General features: G+C 65.5%; 9 protein-coding genes. 6 read left to right on the top strand and 3 right to left on the bottom strand.

What is annotated here, in order from left to right:
- Positions 1 to 210: 210 nt before the first annotated feature.
- On the top strand, positions 211 to 1,797 hold the full coding sequence (gene gshA / locus LRS11_RS06825; RefSeq protein WP_260496112.1) for a glutamate--cysteine ligase: 1,587 nt from the start codon (positions 211 to 213) through the stop codon (positions 1,795 to 1,797).
- Between the two features lie 145 nt (positions 1,798 to 1,942).
- Complete coding sequence (gene rmf / locus LRS11_RS06820) at positions 1,943 to 2,152, top strand: ribosome modulation factor (protein WP_260496111.1); 210 nt, start codon at positions 1,943 to 1,945, stop codon at positions 2,150 to 2,152.
- Between the two features lie 162 nt (positions 2,153 to 2,314).
- Here the strand turns inward: rmf and argA are convergent, their stop codons facing one another.
- Positions 2,315 to 3,613 (bottom strand): amino-acid N-acetyltransferase, encoded by a 1,299-nt coding sequence (gene argA, locus LRS11_RS06815; protein WP_260496110.1) that lies wholly within the window; start codon positions 3,611 to 3,613, stop codon positions 2,315 to 2,317.
- A gap of 259 nt (positions 3,614 to 3,872) precedes the next feature.
- Positions 3,873 to 5,012, bottom strand: a complete 1,140-nt coding sequence (gene argE, locus LRS11_RS06810) for an acetylornithine deacetylase (protein WP_260496109.1) — start codon at positions 5,010 to 5,012, stop codon at positions 3,873 to 3,875.
- A 188-nt stretch (positions 5,013 to 5,200) separates the two neighbouring features.
- Here argE and LRS11_RS06805 point away from each other — a divergent pair, with 188 nt between their 5' ends.
- From LRS11_RS06805 to LRS11_RS06795, 3 genes are all read left to right on the top strand, one after another.
- Complete coding sequence (locus LRS11_RS06805) at positions 5,201 to 6,673, top strand: inorganic phosphate transporter (RefSeq protein WP_260496108.1); 1,473 nt, start codon at positions 5,201 to 5,203, stop codon at positions 6,671 to 6,673.
- Between the two features lie 227 nt (positions 6,674 to 6,900).
- Positions 6,901 to 8,265 (top strand): inorganic triphosphatase, encoded by a 1,365-nt coding sequence (locus LRS11_RS06800; RefSeq protein ID WP_260496107.1) that lies wholly within the window; start codon positions 6,901 to 6,903, stop codon positions 8,263 to 8,265.
- 34 nt (positions 8,266 to 8,299) lie between these two features.
- The gene (locus tag LRS11_RS06795; protein ID WP_260496106.1) at positions 8,300 to 10,084 is read left to right on the top strand and encodes a GspE/PulE family protein; all 1,785 of its coding nucleotides are present in this window, start codon (positions 8,300 to 8,302) and stop codon (positions 10,082 to 10,084) included.
- 27 nt (positions 10,085 to 10,111) lie between these two features.
- Here LRS11_RS06795 and LRS11_RS06790 read toward each other — a convergent pair whose 3' ends face one another.
- Positions 10,112 to 10,828 (bottom strand): murein L,D-transpeptidase catalytic domain family protein, encoded by a 717-nt coding sequence (locus LRS11_RS06790; protein WP_260496105.1) that lies wholly within the window; start codon positions 10,826 to 10,828, stop codon positions 10,112 to 10,114.
- 168 nt (positions 10,829 to 10,996) lie between these two features.
- Between LRS11_RS06790 and LRS11_RS06785 the strand changes: the two genes are divergently transcribed.
- On the top strand, positions 10,997 to 12,511 hold the full coding sequence (locus LRS11_RS06785; protein ID WP_260496104.1) for a murein L,D-transpeptidase: 1,515 nt from the start codon (positions 10,997 to 10,999) through the stop codon (positions 12,509 to 12,511).
- Positions 12,512 to 12,518 lie beyond the last annotated feature (7 nt).

Here is a 12,518-nt window from a genome sequence, read left to right as displayed (position 1 = left end):
CCGGGCTACGCGGGTTTCACCCGCCCTACGACTGCACGAGGGCGTCGCCGGCAGACCAGCCAGCGCCTCTCTCAGGATTGCACCAAGCCCCCCGCTCGGCGCATCCTGCACTTTTCCGGTCAGGCCATCCGGTCAGCCCGTCCATTCCGACTTGTAAGCGACGTTTCCACCCCCATATAAGGGCGACCGTCGAGTGAAGGAATAACCATCTTGAGCGAGCTTTTCTCCCGCCGCCTGGCGTTGCTCGGCGATGCTGCCGCCCTGCCCCTGTTGACCCAGAACCTGCACGGCATTGAGCGCGAATGCCTGCGCGTAAATGCCGACGGTAGCCTGGCGCAGAGCGAACACCCGCGCGCCCTGGGCTCGGCCCTGACCCACCCGCAGATCACCACCGACTATTCCGAAGCCCTGCTGGAGTTCATCACCCCGGCCGAGGCGAACCCGGCGGACACCCTCGCCGACCTCGAGCGTATCCACCGTTTCGCCAGCAGCCAGTTGGACGGCGAGTACCTGTGGAGCCCGTCGATGCCCGGCCTGCTGCCGGACGAGGCAGACATCCCTATCGCCCGCTACGGCAGCTCGAATATCGGCCGCCTCAAGTATGTCTACCGCCAGGGCCTGGCCCTGCGCTACGGCAAGACCATGCAGTGCATCGCCGGCATCCACTACAACTTCAGCCTGGCCGAAGGCCTGTGGCCGCTGTTGCAGCAGCTGGATGGCGACACCCAGAGCGCCCGCGACTACCAGTCGGCCAACTACATCGCGCTGATCCGCAACTTCCGTCGCTACAGCTGGCTGCTGATGTACCTGTTCGGTGCCTCGCCGGCGCTGGATATCAGCTTTATGCGCGGTCGCCCGCACCAGCTGCAGCAGCTCGACGCCGACACCCTGTTCCTGCCGTACGCCACCAGCCTGCGCATGAGCGACCTGGGCTACCAGAGCAACGCCCAGGCCGGCCTGACGCCCTGCTACAACGACCTGGCCAGCTACACCGAGAGTCTGCGCTCGGCGGTGGCCACGCCCTACCCGGCCTATGCCGCGATCGGCACCAAGAACGCCGCCGGCGAATGGCTGCAGCTCAACAGCAACATCATCCAGATCGAAAACGAGTACTACTCGAGCATCCGCCCCAAGCGCGTCACCTATTCGGGCGAGCGACCGATCCAGGCGCTGATGAGCCGCGGCGTGCAGTACGTGGAAGTGCGCTGCCTGGACATCAACCCCTACCTGCCGCTGGGCATCGATCTGGATCAGGCACGCTTCCTCGACACCTTCATCCTGTTCTGTGCCCTGGAAGACAGCCCGCTGCTGGCCAGCGGCGTGTGCCGCGCCAGCACCGAGAACTTCCTCAAGACGGTCAAGGAAGGCCGCCGCCCTGGCCTGCAACTGCAGCGCGAGGGCCAGCCGGTGGAACTGCAGAGCTGGGCCGCCGAGCTGCTCGAACGCTTCAAGCCGATCGCCGCACTGCTCGACCGCGCCTATGGCGGCGACGCCTACCAGACCGCCCTGCACCTGCAGCAGCGCAAGATCGATGACCCGGCGCAAACGCCGTCGGCGCGAGTACTGGCCGAACTGCGCGAGACCGGCGAGAGCTTCCGTGCCATGGCCCTTCGCCACAGCCAGGAACATGCGGCGAATTTCCACGCACAACCGCTGACTGCCAAGGAACAGGCCGGCTTCGTGGCCATGGCGCACACCTCGCTGGCCGAGCAGGCCGAGCTGGAAAGCGCCGAGCAAGGTGACTTCGACACCTTCGTCGCCGCCTACCAGGCCAGTATTCTCGGTATTGGTGTTTGAAATCAGCGACCTAGGTGACGGGCTGGAGCGATTAAGGGTAGCCCGTCACAAATCCGCCAGTTCGACCGCTCAGCGCTGACCAATGGCTCGCGGCCGCCCCCGGCGACGGCTAACCTCTGTGGCAAACCCGCATTGGCCACGCCCGATGACGCCGCCCGACGAACAGCACAGCGAAGACAGCCACTGGAGCCTGGAAAGCCTGAACAAGGCTTATCAGCAAGGCTACATGGCCGGCCTCACCGGCCAGCCGCAGCACCAGCAACCCTACCCCGCCGAGGTCCTGGCCGCGGCCTGGGAAGCCGGCTGGGACGACGGCAACGAGCAGTTCAAACAGCACCAGCGCCGCAGCGCCTGAGTCGCCGTAGCCCGGATGCAATCCGGGAATCTCCCCGCACCCCGCCACCCCTATTGCAGCCAGGCTACGCGCGCTTTTTTGTAGGAGCCAGCTTGCTGGCGATTCAAGCCCCGGCGGGCCCGTGATCGCCAGCAAGCTGGCTCCTACGCGAATTGCACAGGCCTAGAGAGCCTTTTCGAATATCTTCGAGTTACGCTGGTAGTTGTACAGCGAGGCCCGCGCGGCCGGCAGGCGCTCGACGCTGCTCGGCTCGAAGCCGCGCTCCTGGAACCAGTGGGCGGTGCGCGTGGTGAGCACGATCAGGGTCTTCAGGCCCTGCGCGCGGGCGCGCTCCTCGATGCGTTCGAGCAGTTCGTCGCCACGCCCGCCATGGCGGTAGTCCGGGTTCACCGCCAGGCAGGCCAGCTCGCCGCAGTCGGAGTCAGCAATCTGGTACAGCGCCGCGCAGGCGATGATCAGGCCGTCACGTTCGACGATGCTGAACTGCTCGATCTCGCGCTCCAGCACTTCGCGCGAACGGCGCACCAGGATGCCCTGATCTTCCAGTGGGGTGATCAGGTCGATCAGCCCGCCGACGTCCTCGATGGTCGCCTCGCGCAGCGACTCGAACTGCTCCTGGTCGACCAGGGTGCCGCCGCCGTCGCGGGTGAACAGCTCGGTGAGCAGCGAGCCATCGTCCATGTAGCTGACGATGTGGCTGCGCTTGACCCCACCCCGGCAAGCCTGGGCGGCGGCATCCAACAGCTCGGCCTGGTAGCACGCGCCGAGCCGCGCCAGGTGCGCCGGCACCTGCTGCGGACGCAGTTCGCGCACCAGCTTGCCGCTCTCGTCGAGCAGGCCGCGCTCGGCACTGAACAGCAGCAACTTGTCGGCCTGCAGGTCGATGGCGGCGCGGGTGGCGACGTCTTCGCAGGCCAGGTTGAAGATTTCCCCGGTGGGCGAATAGCCGAGCGACGACAGCAGCACGATGCTGCGCTCGTCGAGCAGGCGGCCGATGCCCTTGCGATCGACCCGCCGTACTTCGCCGGTGTGGTGGTAGTCGACACCATCGAGCACGCCGATCGGCCGCGCGGTGACAAAGTTGCCGCCGGTCACGCGCAAGCGCGAGCCCTGCATCGGCGAGGCGGCGATATCCATCGACAGGCGCGCCTCGATGGCGATGCGCAGCTGGCCGACGGCGTCGATCACGCATTCCAGGGTTGGCCCGTCGGTGATGCGCAGGTTGTGGTGGTAGCGCGGGGTCAGGCCGCGAGCGGCCAGGCGCGTCTCGATCTGCGGGCGTGAGCCGTGCACCAGCACCAGGCGCACGCCGAGGCTGTGCAGCAGCACCAGGTCGTGGACGATATTGCCGAAATTCGGGTGTTCGACGCCTTCGCCGGGCAGCATGACCACGAAGGTGCAGTCCCGGTGGGCGTTGATATAGGGCGTGGCGTGGCGCAGCCAGTTGACGTAGTCGTGCATGAAAAAGCCTGTCGAACGATGGATGGACGAGCGATGGAAAGTCTCCCCGCCAGGGAAAGAGGGAATCGACCTAGCTTCGTCGCAACATCAGGTGCTCCTTCATGGCTCAGACAGGTTTAGAACCTGCTTACGATCTCCTGACTCGCGGCCATCCCGCGTTAAAAACGACCTCGGAATGCTCATTTACAGATCGTAAACTCCGCTTCCTCGGCCGTTTTTGCCTTGTCTGGCTCTAATTCAGAAGATCATAAACAGGTTCTTAGAGGCAGTAGTGCTGGATCAGCTGGCGCAGCAGCGTGATCGTCGGCTGGATACGCGCCAGCTCGAGAAACTCGCCCGGCTGGTGGGCACAGGCGATATCGCCGGGGCCGAGGACGATGGTCTCGCAACCGAGTTGCTGAAGATACGGCGCTTCGGTGCCAAATGCCACCGACTGCGCCGCATGCCCGGTGAGCTTCTCCGCCAGGCGCACCAGCTCGCAATCGGCGCTCTGCTCGAAGGGCGGTACGTTGGCGAACAGCGGAGCGAAGTCGATCTTGACCTGATGCCGCTCGGCCAGCGGCTGCAGTTTGCTGCGGATCGCCGCGCGCAGCTGCTCGGGGTCCATGCCCGGCAGCGGACGCAGGTCGAACTCCAGCGCGCACTGGCCGCAGATGCGATTGGGGTTGTCGCCGCCGTGGATGCAACCGAGGTTGAGGGTCGGCTGCGGCACGCTAAACTGCGGGTTGTTGAACTCGCGCTGCCACTGATTACGCAGGGCCCGCAGCTCGCCCATGGCGTCCTGCATGGCCTCCAGCGCACTGTGGCCGAGACTGGGGTCGGAGGAATGACCGCTCTGGCCGAGGATGTCGATGCGCTCCATCATCACCCCCTTGTGCAGGCGGATCGGCTTTAAGCCCGTAGGCTCGCCGATCACCGCGGCACGTCCCAGCGGCTTGCCGGCAGCGGCCAGGGCGCGGGCGCCGGACATCGAACTTTCCTCGTCGCAAGTGGCGAGGATCAGCAGCGGCTGGCGGAACGGCTGGTCGAGCAGGCCGCGCACCGCCTCGATCACCAGCGGAAAGAAACCCTTCATGTCGCACACGCCGAGGCCGATCCAGCGGTCGCCCTGCTCGGTCAGTTTGAGCGGATCGCTCTGCCACAGCGCGGCATCGAACGGCACGGTGTCGCTGTGGCCGGCCAGCACCAGGCCGCCGGGGCCACTGCCATAGGTGGCTAGCAGGTTGACCTTGCCCGGCGCGATATCCTGGATTTCACAGGTGAAACCCAGGTCGCCGAGCCAGCCGGCCAGCAGGTCGATCACCGCCCGGTTGGACTGATCCCAGCGCGGCTGGGTGCAGCTCACCGACGGCGCGGCAATCAGCGCGGCCAGCTGGTCTTTCAGGTTGGGCAAGGACATCGGCGGTCTCCGTCAGCGTGACGCCATCATAGAAGCCTGTGGGCGAGAAGATAAACAGTTGCATCAACGACGCGCCGCCGCTATGACCTCTTGTCGTGATCCAGCGGCCAGGCCGGCCAGCGATCAGCACAGTTATCGATGTTCTGGCATAATCCGCCGCCCCATAGCTAACCGGTCACAAAACCGTCATGTTCGATCTATTCAGCGGGCTTGATATCTGGGTCGCCGTGAGCCTGCTCCTGGCCCTGGCCTTCGTCCTGACCTTCGAATTCATCAACGGGTTCCATGACACCGCCAACGCGGTTGCCACGGTGATTTATACCAAGGCCATGCCCCCACACCTCGCCGTGATCTTCTCCGGCATCTTCAACTTCCTCGGTGTACTGCTCGGTGGCGTCGGCGTGGCCTACGCAATCGTGCACCTGCTGCCGGTCGAGCTGCTGATCAATTCCAACACCGCCTATGGCCTGGTCATGGTGTTCTCCATGCTCAGCGCGGCGATCGCCTGGAACCTCGGCACCTGGTACTTCGGCATTCCGGCGTCCAGCTCGCACACCCTGATCGGTTCGATCCTCGGTGTCGGCCTGGCCCACGCGCTGATCTCCGACATCGCCCTGAGCGAAGGGGTGAACTGGCAGAAGGCGATCGATATCGGCCTGTCCCTGCTGCTTTCCCCGCTGGCCGGCTTTGCCGTGGCTGGGTTGCTGCTGCTGGCGCTCAAGCGCATGTGGGGCGGCTCGAAAATGCATGAGACGCCCGAGACCCGCAAGGAGATCAAGGGCAAGAACAAGCCGCCGTTCTGGAACCGCGTGGTGCTGATCGCCTCGGCCATGGGCGTGAGCTTCGTGCACGGCTCCAACGACGGGCAGAAGGGTATCGGCCTGATCATGCTGGTGCTGATCGGTATCGTGCCGGCCCAGTTCGTCCTCGACCTGAACAGCACCACTTACCAGATCGAACGCACCCGCGACGCCGCCATTCACCTGCAGGAATTCTACGAGCGCAACAACGACTCGCTGAGCGAATACCTGGCCCTGGGCAAGAACGGCACCACCGAGCTGCCGAAGAAATTCCGGTGCGATGCCAAGCTCACCGAGCCGACCATTGCCGCGCTGTTGAAGACCATCGAAGGCGTCACCCACTACGAGCAGCTGTCCGAAGAGCAGCGCACCCAGGCGCGCCGCTACCTGCTGTGCCTGGATGACACGGCGAAGAAGGTCAGCAAGCTGGAAAACCTGCCCAAGCGTGAAGTGGCCGACCTGGCCAAGCTGCGCAAGGACCTGACCGCCACCACCGAATACGCACCGTTCTGGGTCATCCTCGCGGTCGCCCTGGCGCTGGGTATCGGCACCATGGTCGGCTGGAAACGCGTGGTGCTGACCGTTGGCGAGAAGATTGGCAAGCAGGGCATGACCTACGCCCAGGGCATGAGCGCGCAGATCACCGCGTCCATCGCCATCGGCCTGGCCAACGTCTACAGCCTGCCGGTGTCGACCACTCATGTGCTGTCCTCCGGCGTGGCCGGCACCATGGTCGCCAACAAGAGCGGCCTGCAGTTCAGCACCGTGCGCAATATCCTCACCGCCTGGGTGCTGACCCTGCCGACCACCATCGCACTGTCTGCTGGCCTGTTCTGGCTGGGCGTGAAGTTGTTCGTCTAAGCTGGCCATGGCTCGACACAAAGCCGCCTTAGGGCGGCTTTGTGGCATCAGAACCTGTCTACGACCTGCTGCGCGTCGGCCATGCGGCGTTAAAAGCAGGCTCGGAATGCTCATTTACCACTCGTAAACTGCGCTTCCTCGCCTGCTTTTGCCTTGCCTGGCTCTAGCTCGCAAGCTCGTAAACAAGCTCTCAGAACAGTTCTTTTCCTTTTTCCCAAGAGTCGACCATGGTCAAAGAAACCGAAATCAAGCTGCGCGTAAGCCGCGAGACCCTGGCCGCCCTGCGTGATCATCCGCTGCTGAAGAAACGCAACAAGTCCGGCTGGCAGACCGGCGAGCTGTTCAACCAGTACTTCGACACCCCCGAGCGCGACCTCGCCCAGGCCAAGGTTGCCCTGCGCCTGCGCCGTGACGGCGAGCAGTTCATCCAGACCCTGAAGACCCGCGGACAAAGCGTGGCCGGGCTGTCCGAGCGCAACGAGTGGGACTGGTACCTGAGCAAAGCCAAGCTGGACACCAAGAAACTTAGCGACGAATGCTGGCCGGCCAGCCTGGCCGAACTGGACAAGAAGCAGCTGAAGCCGATCTTCACCACCGACTTCGTCCGCCAGAAGGCCGAGATCGCCTGGGGCCGTGGCAAGGCCAAGGTGGTCATCGAAGCCGCCCTGGACCTGGGCAAGGTGATCGCCGGCGAAGGCGAGGAAGAAATCTGCGAGCTGGAGCTGGAGCTGCGCGAAGGCGATCCGGCCGCCCTGCTGGAGCTGGCCGCCGAGCTGGCTGCCGACCTGCCGCTGATGCCTTGCGACATCAGCAAGGCCGAGCGCGGCTACCGCCTGTTCGACTCGGGCAGCTACAGCCTGAGCCTGCCGGCGCCCGAACTGAACGCCGAACAGAGCCTGGACGACGCCTTCTGCGCCCTCGCCTGGCACCTGCTCGGCAGCAGCCAGCGCCTGGCCGAGCAATACCGCTTCAACGGTCACTGGAAGCTGCTGGCGCAGTGGCTGGAAAAACTGGTGGAACTGCGCGCCCTGCTCGGCAGCCTCGGCCAGGCCGCACCGCGCGCTTCCAGCCATACCCTGCGCGAAGCGCTGGACGAGCTGCTGGCCGACTGGCGCCCGCGCCTGCTGGCCGGCCAGGACGATGACAGCCTGCGCAAGAACGCCCCGGCGCTGTTCGCCGCCGAGCTGCAGGGCAACCGCTGGGGCCTGTTCTCACTGAACCTGTCGCGCTGGTTGCTGGCGCGCAGCTGGACGGCCGAGCGCAACAACCGTGGCAATCGCCAGGGCGCAGCGGTGCTGGGCAACTGGCTGCCTACCCTGCTGAAAGAAGAGGGCACTGCCCTGCAACTCAAGCGCTACCAGCAGCAACCGGAAGACCTCGCCGAGCAGCTGCCGCGCATCGAGCGTATCCAGGCCTGGCTGCACCTGGCGCGGCAGACTCTGGAAGTGGCGGAAGTCGACCGGCTGTACGGCGAACTGTGCAAGCTGCATGAGCTGGCCTTGCAGCCCCTGGATGCCGAGGTGTTGGCCGCACGGGTGGCACAGGCTCATACTGTGGCCACGCTCAAACCCTGGAAGCTGCTGGTGCAATAAGCTGACAGGCTAGCCGACTCTAAAAGGGAACCGCATGTCCGCTCTAGCTTCGTCGACCCAGGACCGCACACTGGATCTCAACGACATCCTGCGCGAGCTGATAGCCCAGGGTCGCGTGTCGCAGGAACAGGCCGAGCAGTGCCTGATGCTGCGCCGCGGGGCGGAGAACGCCAAGCTGCACCCGCTGGAGTTCCTCGCCGCGCAGCAGGTCGACGACCTGCAGCACCCGGGCAAGAAACACGATCTGGAAAGCCTGACCCTGTGGCTGGCTGCCTGGGCCGGGCAGCCCTATCTGCGCATCGACCCGTTGAAGATCAATGTCGCCGCAGTCACCCCACTGATGTCCTACGCCTTCGCCCAGCGCCACAAGATCCTCGCCGTGGCGGTGGACAGCGAAGCGGTAACCATCGCCAGCGCACAGCCCTTCGTGCACAGTTGGGAAGCCAACCTGACCCATGTATTGAAGCGGCCGATCAAACGCGTGGTGGTCAACCCCACCGACCTGCAGCGCTTCACCACCGAGTTCTATCGCCTGGCCCGTTCGGTCAGCGGCGCCAACGCGGCCGACCAGAAGGTCAGCGGCGTCGGCAACTTCGAGCAACTGCTCAGCCTAGGCGCCAGCGACCAGGAACCGGACGCCAACGACGCGCACATCGTCAATATCGTCGACTGGCTGTTCCAGTACGCCTACCAGCAGCGCGCCAGCGATATCCACATCGAGCCGCGCCGCGAACAGGGCACCGTGCGTTTTCGCATCGACGGCGTGTTGCACAACGTCTATCAGTTTCCGCCGCAGGTCACCGTGGCCATCGTCAGCCGCCTGAAGAGCCTGGGGCGGATGAACGTGGCCGAGAAGCGCAAGCCGCAGGACGGCCGGATCAAGACCAAGACCCCGGACGGCGGTGAAGTCGAACTGCGCCTGTCGACCCTGCCCACCGCCTTCGGCGAGAAGATGGTGATGCGGATCTTCGACCCGGAAGTGCTGCTCAAGCGCCCGGAACAGCTGGGTTTCTCCCCCGACGACCTGCGCCGCTGGGAGAGCATGACCGGCCAGCCCAACGGCATCATCCTGGTCACCGGCCCCACCGGTTCGGGCAAGACCACCACCCTGTACACCACGCTGAAGCAGCTGGCCACGGCGGAAGTGAACGTCTGCACCATCGAAGACCCGATCGAGATGATCGAGGGCGCCTTCAACCAGATGCAGGTGCAGCACAACATCGACCTGACCTTCGCCAGCGGCGTGCGCGCGCTGATGCGCCAGGACCCGGACATCATCATGGTCGGCGAGATCCGCGACCTGGAAACCGCCGAAATGGCGATCCAGGCGGCACTCACCGGCCACCTGGTGCTCTCCACCCTGCACACCAACGACGCGCCCAGCGCCATCACCCGCCTGCTCGAATTGGGCGTGCCGCACTACCTGCTCAAGGCCACCATCCTCGGCGTCATGGCCCAGCGCCTGGTGCGCACCCTGTGCCCGCACTGCAAGGAGCCGGTACAGATCAGCGAGGAAGACTGGCAGAGCCTGACCAAGCCCTGGAGCTCGCCGCTGCCAACCCAGGCGCAACGCGCCGTCGGCTGCCTGGAATGCCGCGAGACCGGCTACCGCGGCCGCGCCGGGGTGTACGAGATCATGCTGCTCAACGACGGCATCAAGCCGCTGATCACCGCTGACACCGACCTGGTCACCCTGCGCCGCCAGGCGTTCAAGGAAGGTATGCGCAGCCTGCGCCTGTCCGGCGCGCAGAAGGTCGCCGCCGGCCTGACCACCATCGAGGAAGTGCTGCGGGTCACCCCGCAGAGCGAACAGAAATAGCGGGCCTAAAGGACAGCAGAGCCAGGCTCAGCTTTTCGGCAGGGCCTGGCGGACCAGGATGCTCGCCACCCGCTGCGGCTTGCAGTCCAGGTAGGCGGAGTTGCGCAGCCAGCGGCGATCCGAGTGCCAGGCAAAGAGGAATTGCCCGCCCTTGAGCTTGTCGACCACCATCCGTGCCACCTGCGGACGCACCGCCGGGCAGCCCAGGCTGCGACCGATACGGCCCTGGCTGCGCACCAGCCGTGGATCGACGTAGCTGGCGCCGTGGATGACGATCGCCCGCTCGCGGGCCAAATCGTTCAGGCCGGGCTCCAGGCCATCCATGCGCAACGAATAGCCATGCTTGCCACGGTAGCTCTCGGCGGTACGGAACAGGCCGAGGCTGCTCTGGTAGCTGCCCTCGCGGTTGGAAAAGCTCTGCGCGAAGTTTTCCCCGGAGCGCCGCCCGTGAGCCACGTAGTCACTCAGCAGCAGGCGTTTGCGCTGCAGATCGAAGATCCACAGCCGGCGCGCCGTGGAGGGCTGCGAATAATCGATCACCGCCAGCCGGCTGGCCGCTTCGGCACCGTGGTTGACCGCGCACTGCATGGCGGCCACGGCATGCCGCAGCGCCTGCTGATTGAGGCCCGGCGCCACGCGGGCGAGGTCCTTGATCAGCTGGTCATTCGCCGTGGGCGCCGCCAGCAGCGGTGCACAAAACAGCCAGAGCCCCATCAGGGCCAAGCGGCCTACTCGTCCAAACATGCGCGCAATACCTCAAAAAACGCTACGCCCGTCGAGCCCTGTAACAAGAGCCGACGCCAATCCACTTATACTGAATAGCAGTCGCCCGTCACTGCTGACGGAGCACCCTGAGCCATGGACTGGAGCAGTATGTTGTTCAAAAAGTGTGCATCTTACCCGAGCATTCTCATGCTCACCCTGCCACTGGTCGCGAACGCCATGGAGGCACCCGACGCCCAGCCGGTCGACCTGCGCCCGCTGTTGATGCAGCCCGCCAGCCCCTGCACGGCCGTACTGACAAGCCTAGACGACTCCACGGCAACTCTGCTGAGCAACTTCTATGCACAACGCGACGGCCGTCCGGCCTGGCGCGATGCGGCGCATCGCCAGCAACTGCAGGAGCAGCTCGAACAGCTGGCGGACGACGGCCTCAACCCCGCCGACTATCCACTCGCGCAGACCGCGGATCACTGCAGCGACCTGCAGGCCAGCAGCAGCTACCTGCGTGCCCTGCTCGACCTGCGCCGCGGCCGCCTCAGCCAGCAACAACTGGAGCCGCTGTGGCGCGACCCACAGCAGGCGCGACCGGACCCGCAGCTGGCGACCCTGTCCATCGCCCTGCTGCAACTCGACGACCCCGCCGCCGCGTTTGCCGCCACCCGCCCCAGCCTGCCGCAATATCAGCGTCTGCGCGCCGCCTACGCGGCCGCACGCCTGCAGCCCCTGCCCAGCTGGCCGGCATTGCCAACAGGCCCGCTGCTACGGCCGGGCAAGCAGGATGCGCGGGTACCCTTGCTGCGCGAGCGCCTCAACCTGCCCGCCGACGATGCCCAGGCCGAGCTCTATGACCCGAGCACCGTCAGCGCCCTGGCAGACTTCCAGGCCCGCCACGGACTCAAGCCCGATGGCATCCTCGGCCCGGCCAGCCTGACCGAACTGAACCTCGATGCCCTGACCCGCCGCGAGCAGTTGCGCATCAACCTGGAACGCCTGCGCTGGCTGGCCGACGACCTCGGCCAGGCCCAGGTGGCCATCAATGTCGCCGCCGCCGAACTGCTGGTCTTGCAGCAAGGCGAAGAGCTCTGGCGTACCCGCACCCAGGTCGGCCGGGTCGAACGGCAGACACCGCTACTGGCCTCGCGGATCAACCGACTGACCCTCAACCCGACCTGGACGGTGCCGCCGACCATCCTGCGCGAGGACAAGCTGCCGGCCATCCGCGCCGACCGCAGCTACCTGAGCGAGCATGAAATGGACGTCTACGACCATGCCGGCAATTGGCTCGATCCCGAACAGATCGACTGGGACAACCCCGGCGCCATCCTCCTGCGCCAGGCTGCCGGGGCGAAAAACCCGCTCGGCCAGGTCGCCCTGCGCTTCGGCAACCCGTTTTCTGTGTACCTGCACGACACCCCCAGCCGCGCCCTGTTCGACAAGGCGCCGCGCCTGTTCAGCTCCGGCTGCGTGCGGGTCGAGGCCGTCGACAACCTGCTGACCTGGCTGCTGCCACAAGCGGAACTGGCCAGCGTGCAGACCCGCATCGCCAGCGGCAAGACCGAGCAATACCGCCTGCCGCAGCCGGCGCCGCTGCTGATCGCCTACTGGACGGTGGAAGTGGATGTCGACGGCCAGCTGCGCTATGCCCCCGACACTTACCAGCACGATGCCCGACTGATCAAGGCACTGCTCGCCAGTGGCAGTTGACGTGGAC

Source organism: Pseudomonas sp. J452 (assembly GCF_024666525.1).
GTDB lineage: Bacteria > Pseudomonadota > Gammaproteobacteria > Pseudomonadales > Pseudomonadaceae > Aquipseudomonas.
Note: the sequence above shows the minus strand (reverse complement) of the source record. Positions and strands in the feature narration are given on the sequence as shown.

Coding starts and splice junctions, on each gene's coding strand:
- LRS11_RS06800 (WP_260496107.1), top strand. CDS start 6,901: ATGGTCAAAGAAACCGAAATCAAGCTGCGCGTAAGCCGCGAGACCCTG.
- LRS11_RS06785 (WP_260496104.1), top strand. CDS start 10,997: ATGCTCACCCTGCCACTGGTCGCGAACGCCATGGAGGCACCCGACGCC.
- argA (WP_260496110.1), bottom strand. CDS start 3,613: ATGCACGACTACGTCAACTGGCTGCGCCACGCCACGCCCTATATCAAC.
- rmf (WP_260496111.1), top strand. CDS start 1,943: ATGACGCCGCCCGACGAACAGCACAGCGAAGACAGCCACTGGAGCCTG.
- LRS11_RS06790 (WP_260496105.1), bottom strand. CDS start 10,828: ATGTTTGGACGAGTAGGCCGCTTGGCCCTGATGGGGCTCTGGCTGTTT.
- argE (WP_260496109.1), bottom strand. CDS start 5,012: ATGTCCTTGCCCAACCTGAAAGACCAGCTGGCCGCGCTGATTGCCGCG.
- LRS11_RS06805 (WP_260496108.1), top strand. CDS start 5,201: ATGTTCGATCTATTCAGCGGGCTTGATATCTGGGTCGCCGTGAGCCTG.
- LRS11_RS06795 (WP_260496106.1), top strand. CDS start 8,300: ATGTCCGCTCTAGCTTCGTCGACCCAGGACCGCACACTGGATCTCAAC.